We start from the raw sequence: 16,333 nt of genomic DNA on the forward strand, positions 1-16,333 counted from the left end.
GCTGGTCACCGTCGACAACGACGCCGTGGTGATCACGGGGGTGAAGCTCGGGACCCTAGGTCCCGGCCACCCCGGCGGCGTCTTCACGGTCATCACAAGAACGCCGGAGGGCCCGCAGCACGAGCATGCTGCGGGCCCTCCGGCGATGGCGTACCGGGCGGCTATGCCTGGTCCCGGCGCAGGGACGGCTTGAGCTCCTTCAGCCGGCCCAGCAGACCGTTGACGAACGAGGGCGACTCGTCCGTCGAGAACTCCTTCGCCAGCTGCACCATCTCGTCCAGGACGACGGCGTCCGGGGTCTCGTCGACCCAGATCAGCTCGTACGCGCCCAGCCGCAGGATGTTGCGGTCCACGACCGGCATCCGGTCGAGCGTCCAGCCGACCGCGTACTGGGCGATCAGCTCGTCGATGCGCTTCGCGCGTACCGCGTAGCCCTCGACCAGCTGCATCGTGTACTCGCTGACCGGAGGCTGCCGGGTGTCGGACCGGGACAGCCGGACCCAGTCCGCGAGGACCGTCAGGACGTCGGCGCCGCGCTGGTCGCCCTCGAAGAGGATCTGGAAGGCGCGCTTGCGGGCCGTGTTGCGGGCAGCCACGGTTAGCTGTTCACCCGGCCGAGGTAGTCGCTCGTACGGGTGTCGACCTTGATCTTCTCACCGGTGGTGATGAAGAGCGGGACCTGGATCTGGTGACCGGTCTCCAGGGTGGCCGGCTTGGTGCCGCCGGTGGAGCGGTCGCCCTGGACGCCCGGCTCGGTCTCGGCGATGACGAGCTCGACGGCGGCCGGCAGCTCGACGAAGAGCACCTCGCCCTCGTGCTGCGCGACGGTGGCGGTGAAGCCCTCGATCAGGAAGTTCGCGGCGTCGCCGACGGCCTTCCGGTCGATGTGCAGCTGGTCGTAGGTCTCCATGTCCATGAAGACGAAGTACTCGCCGTCCATGTACGAGAACTGCATGTCGCGCTTGTCGACAGTGGCGGTCTCGACCTTGACGCCGGCGTTGAAGGTCTTGTCGACCACCTTGCCGGACAGCACGTTCTTCAGCTTGGTGCGCACGAAGGCCGGGCCCTTGCCGGGCTTGACGTGCTGGAACTCGACGACGGACCAGAGCTGGCCGCCTTCGAGCTTGAGCACCATGCCGTTCTTGAGGTCGTTCGTGGAAGCCACGGTTGCGGAATCTCCTGGACTGACGTACGACCCCGGCGCACGCCACTGCCTAGAGGGCGAGCAGCTCCTTGGTCGTGATGGTGAGTAGCTCGGGACCGCCGTCCGCCTCGGGGCGCACGACGAGCGTGTCATCGATCCGGACACCGCCCCGGCCCGGGAGGTGGACCCCCGGTTCGACGGTGACCGGCACGCAAGCGTCCAGTTTACCCATGGCCGCGGGCGCCAACTGCGGGTCCTCGTCGATTTCGAGTCCGACACCGTGTCCGGTCAGCGGTGGCAGGGCCTCCGCATAGCCGGCGGAGTCCAGCACCTGACGTGCGGCACGGTCCACATCGCCGTAGACGGCGCCGGGCGCCAGGGACTCCCGTCCGGCGCGCTGGGCGGCGAAGACCAGGTCGTACAGCTCGACCTGCCAGTCGGCGGGCGAGGTGCCGATGACGAAGGTACGGCCGATCTCGCAACGGTAGCCGCGGTAGGTGGCGCCCAGGCACACGGTGAGGAAGTCGCCCTCCTCCACCCGCCGGTCGGTGGGGCGATGACCGCGCCGGCCGGAGTTGGCTCCGGTGGCCACGGAGGTGGGGAAGGCCGGCCCGTCGGCGCCGTGGTCGACCAGGCGGCGCTCCAGCTCCAGCGCGAGGTGCCGCTCGGTGCGGCCCACCAGGATCGACTCCAGCAGCTCGCCGAGGGCCTGGTCGGCGATCTCGGCGCCGATGCGGAGGCAGGAGATCTCCTCCTCGTCCTTGACCACCCTGAGCTGCTCGACGGCCCCCCCGAGGTCGGTGAGGCGGAGTCCGGGGGCGACCGAGGCGATGGCTCTGTACCGGGTGACCGTGAGGTGGTGCTCCTCCGCGGCCAGGGAGTCGGCGTCCTGGGACACGGCCAGCCCGGCCGCCGCGACGGCCGCGTCGCCGCCGTTGGGCGGGAGGACGTGCAGGCGCAGGTTCTCGTCCGGCCGGCCCTCGTAGGGGCGGTCGTCCGGCGGGCCGTTGCAGACGAGGAGGTCCTCGCGTCTGCCGAGCAGCAGCGCGGAGCCCTGCGGGGCCGCCGCGGCGAGGTAGCGCACATTGGCTGGGCGGGTGACGAGTGCCGCCGCGGTGCCGGCCGCGGTGACGTGGTCTCTCAGCCGGGATCGGCGGGTCGCGTACACCTCTGACATGAGATGAGCGTAGGAGTTTTGGCCGAGTTATGCCGATTTTTAGGAGCCGAGTGGGGCTTGTGGGGGTGGTACCCGCGGGTCGCCGGGTGCGGGTGTGCGGGGCTCGCCGCGCAGGTCCCCGCGCCCTTCGGTGCGGGTACTCCCCCGCTCACCAGCTGGGCGGGCTCGCGATCGCCCTCGCCAGGACCTCGTCCAGGACGCGGGCCGTGGCGGGGACGTCCAGCTGGGAGTTGTCGATGATCGGCAGACCGGATCCGTACCACCCCGCCATGCGGCCGTGGATGCGGGCCACCTCCTCGTCGGTGAGGCGGCGGTTGCCGGTGCGCTCGGCGTTGCGCTCCAGGACGATGTCCAGGCCCGGCAGGAGGACGACCGGGAGGAGGCCGGGTCCGACGTGCCGCTTCCAGCCGCCGAGGCCGACGACCGGGCGGTCGGGGAAGACCGCGTCGTCCAGGATGCAGGAGATGCCGTTGGCGAGGAAGTTGCGCGCGGCGAAGCCGCAGGTCCGGCGGGCCAGTCGGTACTGGGCCTCGGAGTTGTCGTTCCAGCCGGACTGCGGGTCGGCGAAGCCCGAGCGGACCCATTCGCGCACGTCGTCCAGGCTGATGTGAGCGGTGGGCATCCGGCGGTGGTCCGCCCAGTACTTGGCGACGCTGGTCTTCCCCGCGCCGGCGGGGCCGATGAGCAGGACGGCCAGCGTGGTCGCCGCCGGTTCGGGGGCTGCCGCGGGAGCGGGGGGCACCGCCGGCACGCCCACCGGGCCACCGGGCGGCAGCGGGACATGACCGGTGCTGTCGGGAGCCGGCACAGCGGCCGGCTGCGGGGCCGGGGGCTGGGGCACGGGGGGTTGAGGGGGCGTCGGCGGTACGGCGCCGGCCGGGGCGGGGAACACCGGCGGCGGGGGCACGGGGGCGGGCCCCTGGGAGGCACCCGGGTGCGGGCCCGGCTGGTGGGCGGCCGACACCCAGCCGGCGTGCGGCATCTGCCCCGGCTGATGGGGCGGCGGCAGCGGAGACCCCACTGCGTGCTGCATCCGTTGCCACTCCGTCTCGTCGTCTTCGGCTGACGTTCGCGCTGGCAGCGGGGCTGAGTCCGCCGCCAACCGAACGGTACCGTCCCCCGCCGTCTCTCGGTGAAACGGCCGGGGGCGGCCCGAAGTGCCCGTTCCCGAGAGGAAGTCGAGGTCAGGAATCGGGCGGACGGAACAGCGGCGGACTTACTGGCCCACCTCTCCGTACGCGGCGAGCAGGACGGCCGGGTCCGGCCCCTCCAGGACCGTCGGCTTGGCCAGGCCGTCGAGGACGATGAAGCGCAGCAGGTCGCCGCGGGACTTCTTGTCGATCTTCATCGCCTCCAGCAGCTTGGGCCACTGGTCGTGGCGGTAGTGCAGCGGGAGGCCGACCGCTTCCAGGACCGCGCGGTGCCGGTCCGCCGTCGCGTCGTCCAACCGGCCCGCCAGACGGCCGAGTTCGGCGGCGAAGTGCATGCCGACCGCGACCGCGGCGCCGTGCCGCCACTTGTAGCGCTCGTTCTTCTCGATGGCGTGGCCGAGCGTGTGGCCGTAGTTGAGGATCTCGCGCAGGCCCGACTCCTTCAGGTCCGCGGAGACGACCTCCGCCTTCACCCGGATCGAGCGCTCGATCAGCTCGGCCGTGTGCGGGCCCGCCGGGGTCCGGGCGGCCTCGGGGTCGGACTCGATCAGTTCGAGGATCACCGGGTCGGCGATGAAGCCGGCCTTGATGACCTCGGCGAGCCCGGAGACGTAGTCGTTGACCGGGAGGGAGTCCAGGGCGGCCAGGTCGCACAGGACGCCGGCCGGCGGGTGGAAGGCGCCGACGAGGTTCTTGCCCTCGGCGGTGTTGATGCCGGTCTTGCCACCGACCGCCGCGTCCACCATGGCGAGCACGGTGGTCGGGACGGCGATCCAGCGCACCCCGCGCAGCCAGGTCGCGGCGACGAAACCGGCGAGGTCCGTGGTCGCACCGCCGCCGACGCCGACGACGACGTCGGACCGGGTGAAGCCCGACTGGCCGAGCGCCTTCCAGCAGTAGGCGGCGACCTCCGCGGTCTTGGCCTCCTCGGCGTTCGGCACCTGGACGGCGATCGCCTCGTAGCCCTGCTCGGCCAGGTCGGCGCGCAGCGCGTCACCCGTCTCGGCCAGCGCCTCGGGGTGGATCACCGCGACCCGCTTGGCCTTCGGCCCGATCAACCCGGCGAGTTCGCCGAGCAGTTGGCGGCCGACCAGCACCTCGTAGGCCTCGGTGCCCGCCGTGCCGGCGACCTGGATCCGGGTGACTGCCTCGCTCATGCTTCCTTCAACTCCAGTGCGTCCAGCGCCTGTCGGGTGACCTCTTCGGGGGTGCGGCCGTCCGTCGCCACGACGGCGGTGGCGACCTCCTCGTAGAGGTGCCGCCGGGCCTCCATCAGCTCGCGCCACTGCTTGCGCGGGTTGACGGCGAGCAGCGGCCGGGCGACGTTCAGGCCGGTGCGCTTGACGGCCTCCTCCACGTCCATCGAGAGGTAGACCACCCGGTGCCCGGCGAGCAGGGCCCGCGTGTCGGCGTCCAGGACGGCACCGCCGCCGAGCGCGAGGACGCCCTCGTGCTCGGCGAGCGCGGTGTGCACGGCCCGCTTCTCGATCGCCCGGAAGGCCGGCTCGCCCTCGTCGACGAAGATCTCGGCGATGGTGCGGCCCTCGGCGGCGACGATGTCGTCGTCGGTGTCCCGGTACCCGGTACCGAGCCGCTCGGCGAGCAGTCGGCCGACGGTGGACTTGCCGACCCCCATCGGGCCGACCAGGACGACCGCAGGCACGGCGCTCACCGGAACCGCAGGTTGTCGAGGTACGACTGGGCGTTGCGGCGGGTCTCGGCCACGGAGTCGCCGCCGAACTTCTCGGCGACCGCGTCCGCGAGGACGAGCGCGACCATCGCCTCGGCGACGATGCCCGCGGCCGGTACGGCGGAGACGTCGGAGCGCTGGTGGTGGGCCTGGGTGGCCTCGCCGGTGGTGACGTCCACCGTCTTCAGGGCCCGCGGCACGGTCGCGATCGGCTTCATCGCGGCCCGCACCCGCAGCAGCTCGCCGGTGCTCAGGCCGCCCTCGGTGCCGCCGGCGTGGCCGGAGACGCGCCGGATGCCCTCGGGCGTGCTGACGATCTCGTCGTGCGCCTTGGAGCCGGGCACCCGGGCCAGCTCGAAGCCGTCGCCGAGCTCGACGCCCTTGATCGCCTGGATGCCCATGAGGGCACCGGCGAGACGGGCGTCCAGCTTGCGGTCCCAGTGCACGTGCGAGCCGAGTCCGACCGGAACGCCGTAGGCCAGCACCTCGACCACACCGCCGAGCGTGTCGCCGTCCTTGTGGGCCTGGTCGACCTCCGCGACCATCGCCTTGGAGGCGTCCGCGTCCAGGCAGCGCAGCGGGTCGGCGTCCAGCTTCTCGACGTCGGCCGGCGTCGGGTACACGCCCTGCGGGGCCTTCACGGAGCACAGCTCGACGACGTGCGAGACGATCTCGATGCCCGTGGTCTCCTTCAGGTACGACCGGGCGACCGCGCCCAGGGCCACCCGGGCGGCCGTCTCGCGGGCGGAGGCGCGCTCCAGGATCGGGCGGGCCTCGTCGAAGCCGTACTTCTGCATGCCCGCCAGATCCGCGTGCCCCGGACGCGGGCGGGTCAGCGGGGCGTTGCGCGCCAGACCGGCCAGGATCTCCGGATCCACCGGGTCGGCCGCCATGACCTGCTCCCACTTGGGCCACTCGGTGTTGCCCACCATGATCGCCACCGGGGAACCGAGGGTGAGCCCGTGCCGGACGCCGCCCAGGAAGGTGACCTGGTCCTGCTCGAACTTCATCCGCGCACCGCGGCCATAGCCGAGCCGTCGCCGCGCCAGGTGATCCGCCACCATCTCCGTGGTGATCGGCACGCCGGCGGGGAGGCCCTCCAGCGTCGCGACAAGTGCGGGACCGTGGGACTCCCCCGCGGTCAGCCAACGCAGCCTGCTCAACGGTGCTCCTGTCGTGTTCGCGCCCGGTACTGCCCCTGCGTACGCGTGTCCTCGCGTACGGCGACGGCCCGACCGGGTGCGCGACCCCGGCCCGCCACATCCGATCCTCCCACGTCCCGGGCCGGAATCCGGCGACAGGTCCACAAGGCGGACGCGATCGGAGCGATCAGCGTGCGGCGAGCGCCTTCTCGCCGGCGCGGCGCATGGCCTCCAGAGGCACACAGGCGCGGCCGGTCATCTGCTCGACCTGCAGGACGGCCTGGTGGACGAGCAGGTCGAGACCGCCGACCACGGCGCCGCCGAACATGGACCAGCGGGCCGCCAGCTCGGTGGGCCAGGGGTCGTAGAGCACGTCGAAGAGGGTGGTGGGCCGCTCGGGTACGGCCGCGGCGAGGGCGTCGGTGGTGCCCGCGGGGGTCGTCGCGATCACCAGCGGGGCCAGCAGCGCCTGCTCGGCGTCGGCCCACTCCGCCGTGCGCACCTCGACGTCGAGACGTTCGCCCCACTGGCGCATCTCGGCGGCGCGCGCCTCGCTGCGGACGTAGGCGACGACCTCTCCGGTGCAGATCCGGGCGAGGGCGGCGAGCGCGGAGGAGGCGGTGGCGCCGGCCCCGAGGACCGCGGCGGAGTCGACCTGCTCGATGCCGTGCTCGCGCAGCGCGGCCACCATGCCCGGGATGTCGGTGTTGTCACCGATCCGGCGGCCGTCCTCGGTGAAGACGACGGTGTTGACCGCGTCCACGGAGGAGGCCGTCTCGCTGATCTCGTCCAGCAGCGGGATCACGGCCCGCTTCAACGGCATGGTCAGCGACAGCCCCGCCCACTCCGGCCCCAGCTTCTCGAAGAAACCGGGCAGACCGGCCTCGTCCACCTCGAAGCGGTCGTACGACCACCCGGTGAGCCCGAGTTCGTCGTACGCGGCCCGGTGCAGCACCGGCGACAGCGAGTGGGCGATGGGCTTACCGAGCACGGCGGCCCGGCGGGCGTCAGTGGCCCGAGCTGGCATCGAACTTTTCCTTGAGCTGCTTGAATTCGGCATAGGTCTTCGCGAATTCGGTGTTGCTCACACCGTCGGTCGCCACGAAATAGATCCAACCGTCGTGGGTCGGATTCAGAGCCGCCATCATCGCGTCCTCGCCCGGGTTGCCGATCGGTCCCGGGGGAAGGCCCTTGTGGGTGTACGTGTTGTACGGGCTCTGGTTGCTGTTGATCTCCTTTTCGGAGATATGGATGTTGCTGGTGCCCTTGAGGTAGTTGTACGTCGAGTCGAACTGCAGCAGCTGGTTCGTCTCGGTGTTCGTGGGCTTCAGGCGGTTGTAGACCACTTCCGCCATCTTGCGGAAGTCGTCGTGCGTCTTGCCCTCGGCCTGCACCAGGCTGGCCACCGTGACGAGTTCGAACGCGTTCTTCAGGCCCAGGGTCTGGGCCTTCGCCGTGAGACCGTAGGCGTCGTACTTGGACTTGGCCTGCGCGACCATCTGTTTCAGGATCTTGTCCGGCTTCATGCCCTTGGCGGCCGGATAGGTGCCCGGGAAGAGGAAGCCCTCCAGCGGGTCCTGGATCTCGCTGCTGTACTGGGTGTTCAGCGCCCAGGCCGGCAGTCCGAGGCTCTTAAATTCCTTGTCGGCGACCTTCTTGGTGGTGCCGGCGGCGAGCTCGAGTTTCTGGTCGATCGCCTCGTAGACACCCGCGTTGCGCTCGCCCGGTTTGACGATGACGTTGTTCTGGCTCTTCGGGTCCAGCATCATCTTCACGGCGCTGGCGGCGGACATCTCCTTGTGCAGGAGATAGGCACCCGCCTCCAGTGTGTTGCCCTCGGGATTCTGCGACTGGGCGTGTACAAAGGCGTCGACGGACTTGATCACGCCGGCGTCCTTCAGCCGTCGGCCGATCTCGTAGCCGCCCGCGCCCTTGGGGATCTCGACGATCACCGTGGCGCTGGTGCCGTTGCCCGCGTAGTCCGGGGCGGGGGCGAAACGATTTTGGTAGAACTTGTAGCCCAAGTAGCTGACCGTGCCGAGGCCGCCGCCGAAGACCAGGACGACAACCATGCAGGCACAGCCGTTGCGTCGCTTCTTGGCCTTCTCGGCCGGCTTCTTGCCCGCGCCGCGCCGCTCACGGCGGCCCTGGAGCTCGTGCTCCTCCTCCTCGTCGCCGCCGCCTCCGGTGAAGAAGGGGTGCTCTTCGTCGTCGGGCGCGGTTTCGGGCTCGGCTTCCGGCTCGGGGTGCCTGCGGCCGGGCGGTTTCGGCGGCGGATAGGCGTCGTCGGTGCCGTAGAAGTCGGGCTGGTCCCCGCCGTAGGCGGCGGTCTGCTGGCCGTACGGGTCACCGGGATCGCTCGGGGGGTACGGCACCTGGCCGTGGGTGCCGGACGCGTCCCAGCCGCCCTGGTGCTGGTACTGCTGCTGGGGGTGGCCGGGGTAGTGCTGATGGCCCTGTTCGTCGTAGTACGGGTACTGCTCGTGGCCGTACCCGGGCTGGTACTGCTGGTTCCAGTCACCGTGCTGCGGCTGCTGCGGATACTGCTGCGGCTGGCCGCCGTAGGCAGACTGGTGGCCGACGTGCGCCTGCTGCCCTTCCCATCCGCCGTCCCCGTACAACGGGTCCTGCGGATGCCACGGTTCGGGGCCTGGGCCCCGGCCATACTCAGTCATCGATCCCCTAGAGCCGCGAGGCCGACCGGTCACGCGGCCGGTGGGCCCGCTTCCGCTCCGCCTCTCGTTGTGCGCCGGCTGTTCGAACACCGGCACATCGCGCGGAACGTTACCGTATCGCGATCAGATGACCACTTCGACGCCCTCGCCGGGTGCTTTACCTGACACCCGTTCGGATTCCAGGGCCTGCTGCAGAATGACGACGGCCGCCGCCTGGTCGATGACCGCGCGGCCCTTCTTGGATTTCACACCGGAGGCACGCAGTCCCTGACTGGCCGTCACGGTCGTCATCCGCTCGTCGACCAGGCGCACCGGCACCGGCTCGATGCCCTTGGCCAGCTCCTGGGCGAAGGCGCGGACCTTGGCGGCGGCCGGGCCCTCGCCCCCCTTGAGGGAGCGAGGGAGTCCGACGACCACCTCGATCGGCTCGTACTCCTCCACCAGTTGACGAAGGCGGCGGTGGGCGGCGGGGATGTCCCGGCCGGGGACGGTCTCCACCGGTGTGGCGAGGATCCCATCGGGGTCGCACGAGGCGACCCCGATCCGGGCGTCCCCGACGTCGATCGCGAGCCGACGTCCTCTGCGCATCTCCGACCGTTTCCTTACTCAGCCGTCACTTGGCGGTGTCGGCGACGAGACGCTCGACGGCCTCGACGGCCTCGCCGACGGCAGCCGGGTTCTGGCCGCCGCCCTGGGCGACGTCCGGCTTGCCGCCACCGCCGCCCCCGAGGGTCTTGGCAGCGGTGCGGACCAGGTCACCGGCCTTGAGACCGCGCTCACGGGCGGCCTCGTTGGTGGCGATGACGGTCAGCGGCTTGCCGTTGTTGACCGTGAAGAGGGCCACGACCGCGGCACGCCCGCCCTGGATGCGACCGCGTACGTCGAGGACCAGCTTGCGCAGGTCGTCCGGGGTGGTGCCGTCCGGGACCCGGCCGGTGACGACGGCCACGCCGCGCACGTCCTTGGCGGACTCCGCGAGACCGGCGGCGGCCTGCAGCACCTTCTCGGCGCGGAACTTCTCGATCTCCTTCTCGGCGTCCTTCAGCTTGCCGAGCATCGAGGAGATCTTCTCCGGCAGTTCCTCCGGGCGGCCCTTGATCAGCTCGGTCAGCTGGTTGACGACCGTGTGCTCGCGGGCGAGGAAGGTGTAGGCGTCCATGCCGACCAGGGCCTCGATACGGCGGACACCCGAGCCGATGGAGGACTCGCCGAGCAGCTTCACCAGGCCGAGCTGGGCGGTGTTGTGCACGTGCGTGCCGCCGCACAGCTCCTTGGAGAAGTCGCCGATGGTCACGACGCGGACCCGCTCGCCGTACTTCTCGCCGAACTCGGCGATGGCGCCCTGCTTCTTGGCCTCGTCGATCCCCATGACCTCGGCGTGCACGTCGAGGTCGCGGGCGAGCACCTCGTTGATCTTCTGCTCGACGTCGGTCATCACCGCCGTGGGAACGGCGGACGGCGAGCCGAAGTCGAAGCGGAAGCGGCCGGGCTGGTTCTCGGAACCGGCCTGGGCGGCCGTCGGACCGAGGGCGTCGCGCAGGGCCTGGTGGGTCAGGTGGGTGGCCGAGTGGGCGCGGGCGATGGCCTTGCGGCGGCGGGCGTCGATCGAGGCATGGGCCTTGGCGCCGACGGTCACCTCGCCGACCTGCACGACACCCTTGTGGACGTACACGCCCGGGACGGGCTTCTGGCAGTCGCGGACCTCGATGACGGCACCGGAGTCCACCTTGATCCGGCCGGTGTCCCCGATCTGACCGCCGCCCTCGGCGTAGAACGGGGTGCGGTCCAGGACCACCTCGACCTCGTCGCCCTCGGTGGCGGCCGGCGAGGAGACGCCGTCCACCAGGATGCCGACGATCGTGGTCTCGCCCTCGGTGTCGCTGTAGCCGATGAAGTCGGTGGCACCGGCGGAGTCGGCGATCTCGCGGTAGGCACCCATGTCGGCGTGGCCGGTCTTCTTGGCCTGGGCGTCGGCCTTGGCGCGCTCCCGCTGCTCCTTCATCAGGCGGCGGAAGCCCTCCTCGTCCACGGCGAGGCCCTGCTCGGCGGCCATCTCGAGGGTGAGGTCGATCGGGAAGCCCCAGGTGTCGTGGAGCAGGAAGGCCTTGTCACCGGGCAGGACGGTGCCGCCGGACTGCTTGGTCTCGGTGACGGCGGTGTCGAGGATGTTGGTGCCGGCCTTCAGCGTCTTGAGGAAGGCGTTCTCCTCGGCGAGGGCGACCTTCTCGATGCGCTCGCGATCGGTGATCAGCTCCGGGTACTGCCGGCCCATCATGCCGATCACGGTGTCGATCAGGTCCTTGACGACCGGACCGGTGGCGCCGAGCAGGCGCATGTTGCGGATGGCGCGGCGCATGATGCGGCGCAGGACGTAGCCGCGGCCCTCGTTGCCGGGGGTCACGCCGTCACCGATCAGCATCGTGGCCGTGCGCATGTGGTCCGTGACCACGCGGAGGGACACGTCCGAGGCGTGGGCTTCGCCGTAGCGGACGCCGGTCAGCTCGGTGGCCTTGTCGATGACGGCCATGGAGGTGTCGATCTCGTACATGTTCTGCACGTCCTGCAGAATCATGGCGAGCCGCTCCAGGCCGAGGCCCGTGTCGATGTTCTTGCTCGGCAGGTCCCCGAGGATCTCGAAGTTGTCCTTGCCGGTGCCCTCGCCCCGCTCGTACTGCATGAAGACGAGGTTCCAGATCTCCACGTACCGCTCGTCGTTGACGGCGGGGCCGCCCTCGGCGCCGAACTCGGGGCCGCGGTCGTAGTTGATCTCGGAGCAGGGGCCGCACGGGCCGGGGACGCCCATGGACCAGAAGTTGTCCTTCATGCCGAGGCGCTGGATGCGCTCCTTCGGCACGCCGACGACCTCGTGCCAGATCTGCTCGGCCTCGTCGTCGTCCTGGTAGACGGTGATCCACAGGCGCTCGGGGTCGAGGCCGTAACCGCCCTCGTCCTGGGACGCGGTGAGCAGCTCCCAGGCGAGCTTGATGGCGCCTTCCTTGAAGTAGTCACCGAAGGAGAAGTTGCCGCACATCTGGAAGAACGTGCCGTGGCGCGTGGTCTTGCCGACCTCTTCGATGTCGGGCGTGCGCACGCACTTCTGCACGCTGGTGGCGCGCGGGAACGGCGGCTTGACCTCACCCAGGAAGTAGGGCTTGAAGGGCACCATGCCGGCGGGGACGAGGAGCAGAGTCGGGTCGTCCGCGATGAGCGACGCCGAAGGGACGACGGTGTGCCCGCGCTCCTCGAAGAAGCTCAGCCAGCGGCGGCGAATCTCGGCCGACTCCATCAGTGGTCCTCATTCCGGTTGTACGAGTACATCGGGGATTCGGTGTACTTCGGTGTGCTGCGGTCGTTCTCGATGGCGGTGTACCGCCTCGGTGCGGGGAGTTCCGGGTTCTCCTGGATCCCGAGGGCCTCCTCCAGCTCGGCCTCCCGCTGGGCCATGTTGTCGCGGACGTCGAGTGCGAAGCCCACCGCACGGTCCTTCAGCCGCTGACCGGTCTCCAGGGCCTTGTTCGCGGCGGTCGCGGCGAGGCTCTCCGGAGTCAGCTGCTTGAGCTTGCGGTTGACCTTGGTGGTGGCCCACACGCCGGCGGCGACACCTGTCGTGAACCAGAACGTACGGCGGAACATCGCTCGGTCTCAGTCCTTACTTCCGCTTGCGTCGTGCGGCGGGGACCGTGCGGCCCACGATCACGTTACGCCGGGGCGCCTTCGCGGGCACGTCCTCCTTGCGGCCGCCCAGCGCCCGGCGGACGCCGTACCCGAACGCCGCGACCTTGACCAGCGGGCCGCCGAACGTGGAGGCGACCGTGGTGGACAGCGCGGAGGCGTTCGACGTGACCTCCTGGACGTCGGAGGCGATCGCGTCGACGCGATCGATCTGGGTCTGCGCGGAACGCACCGCCTGGGAGGCGTCGGCGAGCAGGGGGACGGCCTGATCCGTCACGTCCGCCACCAGCTTGGTGGTCGCCTTGAGCGTCTGGGCCAGCCTCGCGAGAGCCACCGCGAGGAAGGAGACCAGGATCGCCCAGAAAACGGCCACCAGGATCCCGGCCACCTCTCCACCGGACACTGTGCGCACCCGCTCCCTGAAACGTGCCTCGACATCGAAAAATTGTGTTCCCGAGCCTATCGCGCCGGGGCGCGCACTCCGTACCGGATCGGCGGGCGGCGGGAGCGGAGTTGGTGGAAGCGATTGTACGCAATGAACACGGTTCAGTACGCTCCGTGTCCCATGCGAGATCCTCAGCGCGCAGATCCCTTCCCCGACGGCGATCCGCCCCTGGAACTGACCGCCTTCGTCGGGCGCTCCGCCGAGCTCGCCGAGCTCACGGACGCGCTCCGCCGGGCCCGGCTGGTGACCGTGACCGGGGTCGGCGGTGTCGGCAAGTCCCGGCTGGCCGCGCGGGTCGCCGCCGGGTGGGTGTCCGGGTCCGGGCGGGTGGAGCTGGCGCCGGTGCGCGACGCGCAGTTCGTGGAGCACGCGGTGGCGGAGGCGCTGGGGCTGACCGACCACACCGCCCGGCCACCCCGGGAGGCCCTGCTGGATCATCTCGCCGGGCGGCCGGCCCTGCTGGTGCTGGACGGGTTCGAGCATCTGGTGGACGCCTGTGCCGAGTTGACGGCGGAGCTGCTGCGCAAGCTGCCGAAGCTGCGGGTGCTGGCCGTGGGCCGGCGGCCGCTGGGGCTGGCGGGCGAGCGGCTGTTCCCGCTGGCACCGCTCGGCGCCGAGGAGGCGGTGGAGCTGTTCACCGAACGGGCCCGGGAGCAGGGCCTGCGGGTGTGCGGCGACCCGGAGGTGCGCGAGCTGTGCCGGCGGCTGGAAGGAATCCCGCTGGCGCTGGAGCTGGCGGCCGGGCGGCTGCGGGCGCTGTCCCCGGCGCAGTTGCTGCAGCGGCTGGACGACCGGTTCCGGCTGCTGGCCAACGGCGCCCGGGACGGCGCCGCGCGCCCGGTCCCCGGCGGCCCGCCGTCCCGCCATCAGACCCTGCGCACCGCGATCGGCTGGAGCCATGAGCTGTGCACTCCGGCCGAACGGCTGCTGTGGGCGCGGCTCTCGGCGTTCGCGCAGACCTTCGACCTGGAGGCGGCGGAGTACGTGTGCAGCGGGGACGGGCTCCCCGCCGAGGACGTCCTGGACGTGCTGTCGGAGCTGCTGGCCCAGTCGGTCGTGACCCGTGAGGAGAGCCCGGCCGGCCCCCGTTACCGGATGCTGGACACGGTCCGGGCCTACGGCGCCGAGTGGCTGGAGGGCATAGGGGACGCCGGCCGGCTGCGCAGGCGGCACCGGGACTGGTTTCTGGGCCTGGCGACCTGGTGCGAGCTGGACTGGTTCTCACCCCGGCAGGGCGAGGTGGCCGCGCGGGTCGAGGCGGAGCTGCCCAACCTGCGGGCGGCGCTGGAGTTCTGTCTGACCGAGCCGGACGAGGCCCATCTGGGCCAGTACCTGGCGGGGTCGCTGTGGTTCTGCTGGGTCGGTTGCGGGCGGCTCGCGGAGGGCCGTCGCTGGCTGGCGCGCAGTCTGGAGCTGGAGTCCGGGTACGAGCAGTCGCGGTTCAAGGCGCTGTGGGTGCTCGGCTACGTGGCGATCCTGCAGGGTGACACCGTGCCGGCGCTGACGGCGCTGCGGGAGTGCCGGGAGGAGGCCGAGCGGGCCGCGGACGCGACGGCGGTGGCGTACGCGGAGCACCGCACCGGCTGTCTGGCCCTGGTCACGGATGACATGGCCCGTGCAGAAACGCTGCTGCGGTCGGCGCTGGAGCGCTACCAGGAGATCGGCGAACTGAACAGCAACGTGCTGATGGTCCAGGTGGAGCTGGCGATGACGCGCGCCTTCCAGGGGGACCTGCCGGACGCGGTGCGGCTGTGCGAGGACGTGCGCCGGGTGTGCGAGGACCACGGGGAGCGCTGGGCCCGCAGCTACGCGCTGTACGTGCTGGCGTACGCGGCCTGGCAGGCGGGTGCCCTCAACAAGGCTCGGGAACTGCTCGCGGACTGTCTGCGCAACGCCCACGGCTTCCACGACCTGCTCGGCTCGGTGCTGGCGATGGAACTGCTGGCGCTGGTGGCGGCGGCCCGGGGCGAACCTGCCGAGGCGGCGCTGCTCCAGGGCGCGGCGGACCGGATGTGGCCGTCGGTGGGGCTGCCGCTGTTCGGCTCGGCGTACTACAACGCCCCGCACGAGCGCTGCGAGACGCTCGCACGGCGAGCCCTGGGCGACGCGCGGTACGAGGAGTGCCTGCGCGAGGGGGCCCGGCTGGAGCGCGCGGCAGCCGTCTCCCGTGCGCTCGGCCACGGCCGTGTACGGCCGCTGGGCGCACTGCCGGCACCCCGCGGACCCGTGCCACAGGACGGCGCGGACGACGACCGAGGCGCCGCGGCGGACCCACGCGGCGAAAACGCCGAACACACCTCCCGCGCCTCGCACGGCGGCACCGGCACACGGCAGGGAAATTGGACCGGACGCTGACCGGACGCCGCCGGCCCGCGGTGCCCCGGCGAGGGTCCGTCCGCACTGCGCGGAAACGGCCGGAAACGCAAACCGCCGTCTTCCCTCCCGGCGGGGCCGGGCGGGAAGACGGCGGGCTGAGGTCCTACGCCGGGGCTGGGGTCAGCGGGCGTAGTACTCGACGACGAGCTGCTCGTCGCAGATCACCGGGATCTCCTTGCGGTTCGGCTCACGGTCCAGGCGGAACGCCAGGGCCTTGAGGTTCACCTGCAGGTAGCGCGGGGTCTCACCCTCGGGGGCGAAGCCACCCTCGCGGGCGATCGTGAAGAGCGTCTTCTCCTTGGAGCGGTCGCGGACCTGCACGACGTCGTCCGGACGGACACGGAAGGACGGCTTGTCGACCTTCTGGCCGTTGACCTGGATGTGGCCGTGGACGACCATCTGACGGGCCTGGTAGATGGTGCGGGCGATGCCCGAACGCAGGACCAGGGCGTCGAGACGGCGCTCGAGCTCCACGATCAGGGCCTCACCGGTCTTGCCCTGGACCTTGGACGCACGCTCGTAGGCGCGGACCAGCTGGCGCTCGGAGATGTCGTACTGCGCGCGCAGACGCTGCTTCTCCAGCAGACGGACCTTGTAGTCCGAGTTCTGCTTGCGGCCGCGGCCGTGCTCGCCCGGCGGGTAGGGACGGGCCTCGAAGTACTTGACGGCCTTCGGGGTCAGCGCGATGCCGAGGGCACGCGACTTCTTGACCTTGGGGCGGGACTGGTTCGCCACTGTCTCAATCTCTTTCGTAGTTTTCGGCTCGTCAGAGTTAGGGGAGGTCGCATCCGCAGCCGGGGAATCCCGCCGGGTCCGCATGGGACCTGCCGGGCAGCCGTTCCCCTGGTCTGGGCACAACGT

At 71.0% G+C, this 16,333-nt stretch carries 15 protein-coding genes; 1 reads left to right on the forward strand and 14 read right to left on the reverse strand.

What is annotated here, in order from left to right; all coding sequences use genetic code 11:
• Positions 1-161: 161 nt before the first annotated feature.
• The 13 genes from nusB to ABZ919_RS21770 form a co-directional block, all read right to left on the reverse strand.
• The gene (gene nusB, locus ABZ919_RS21710) at positions 162-596 is read right to left on the reverse strand and encodes a transcription antitermination factor NusB (RefSeq protein WP_361250177.1); all 435 of its coding nucleotides are present in this window, start codon (positions 594-596) and stop codon (positions 162-164) included.
• A 2-nt stretch (positions 597-598) separates the two neighbouring features.
• Entirely contained in the window at positions 599-1,165 is a 567-nt protein-coding gene (gene efp / locus ABZ919_RS21715) for an elongation factor P (protein ID WP_361250179.1), read from the reverse strand.
• A gap of 49 nt (positions 1,166-1,214) precedes the next feature.
• The gene (locus tag ABZ919_RS21720; RefSeq protein ID WP_361250182.1) at positions 1,215-2,321 is read right to left on the reverse strand and encodes an aminopeptidase P family protein; all 1,107 of its coding nucleotides are present in this window, start codon (positions 2,319-2,321) and stop codon (positions 1,215-1,217) included.
• A gap of 148 nt (positions 2,322-2,469) precedes the next feature.
• A complete protein-coding gene (locus tag ABZ919_RS21725) occupies positions 2,470-3,354 on the reverse strand; it encodes a Pro-rich N-terminal domain-containing protein (protein WP_361250185.1) in 885 nt (294 codons plus the stop codon).
• Between the two features lie 183 nt (positions 3,355-3,537).
• A complete protein-coding gene (aroB, locus tag ABZ919_RS21730) occupies positions 3,538-4,629 on the reverse strand; it encodes a 3-dehydroquinate synthase (RefSeq protein ID WP_361250188.1) in 1,092 nt (363 codons plus the stop codon).
• A complete protein-coding gene (locus tag ABZ919_RS21735; RefSeq protein WP_361250602.1) occupies positions 4,626-5,108 on the reverse strand; it encodes a shikimate kinase in 483 nt (160 codons plus the stop codon). The genes aroB and ABZ919_RS21735 overlap by 4 nt, the downstream gene beginning before the upstream one ends.
• Positions 5,109-5,140: 32 nt before the next feature.
• Complete coding sequence (gene aroC, locus ABZ919_RS21740; protein WP_361250191.1) at positions 5,141-6,325, reverse strand: chorismate synthase; 1,185 nt, start codon at positions 6,323-6,325, stop codon at positions 5,141-5,143.
• Positions 6,326-6,491: 166 nt separating this feature from the next.
• Positions 6,492-7,331, reverse strand: a complete 840-nt coding sequence (locus tag ABZ919_RS21745; RefSeq protein WP_361250194.1) for a shikimate dehydrogenase — start codon at positions 7,329-7,331, stop codon at positions 6,492-6,494.
• Complete coding sequence (gene mltG, locus ABZ919_RS21750) at positions 7,312-8,979, reverse strand: endolytic transglycosylase MltG (protein WP_361250196.1); 1,668 nt, start codon at positions 8,977-8,979, stop codon at positions 7,312-7,314. Before mltG ends, ABZ919_RS21745 begins: the two co-directional genes overlap by 20 nt.
• A gap of 123 nt (positions 8,980-9,102) precedes the next feature.
• Positions 9,103-9,567: a Holliday junction resolvase RuvX gene (gene ruvX, locus ABZ919_RS21755; protein WP_361250199.1), complete on the reverse strand. Its 465-nt coding sequence runs from the start codon at positions 9,565-9,567 to the stop codon at positions 9,103-9,105.
• Positions 9,568-9,592: 25 nt separating this feature from the next.
• On the reverse strand, positions 9,593-12,265 hold the full coding sequence (gene alaS / locus ABZ919_RS21760) for an alanine--tRNA ligase (protein WP_361250201.1): 2,673 nt from the start codon (positions 12,263-12,265) through the stop codon (positions 9,593-9,595).
• Positions 12,265-12,612, reverse strand: a complete 348-nt coding sequence (locus ABZ919_RS21765) for a hypothetical protein (protein WP_361250204.1) — start codon at positions 12,610-12,612, stop codon at positions 12,265-12,267. Before ABZ919_RS21765 ends, alaS begins: the two co-directional genes overlap by 1 nt.
• Positions 12,613-12,628: 16 nt before the next feature.
• Complete coding sequence (locus tag ABZ919_RS21770; RefSeq protein ID WP_361250605.1) at positions 12,629-13,054, reverse strand: DUF948 domain-containing protein; 426 nt, start codon at positions 13,052-13,054, stop codon at positions 12,629-12,631.
• Between the two features lie 162 nt (positions 13,055-13,216).
• Between ABZ919_RS21770 and ABZ919_RS21775 the strand changes: the two genes are divergently transcribed.
• The gene (locus ABZ919_RS21775; protein ID WP_361250206.1) at positions 13,217-15,451 is read left to right on the forward strand and encodes an AAA family ATPase; all 2,235 of its coding nucleotides are present in this window, start codon (positions 13,217-13,219) and stop codon (positions 15,449-15,451) included.
• Between the two features lie 141 nt (positions 15,452-15,592).
• Here the strand turns inward: ABZ919_RS21775 and rpsD are convergent, their stop codons facing one another.
• On the reverse strand, positions 15,593-16,207 hold the full coding sequence (gene rpsD, locus ABZ919_RS21780; RefSeq protein ID WP_031161776.1) for a 30S ribosomal protein S4: 615 nt from the start codon (positions 16,205-16,207) through the stop codon (positions 15,593-15,595).
• Positions 16,208-16,333: the final 126 nt, after the last annotated feature.

The organism is Streptomyces sp. NPDC046759 (assembly GCF_040645475.1).
Lineage (GTDB): Bacteria > Actinomycetota > Actinomycetes > Streptomycetales > Streptomycetaceae > Streptomyces.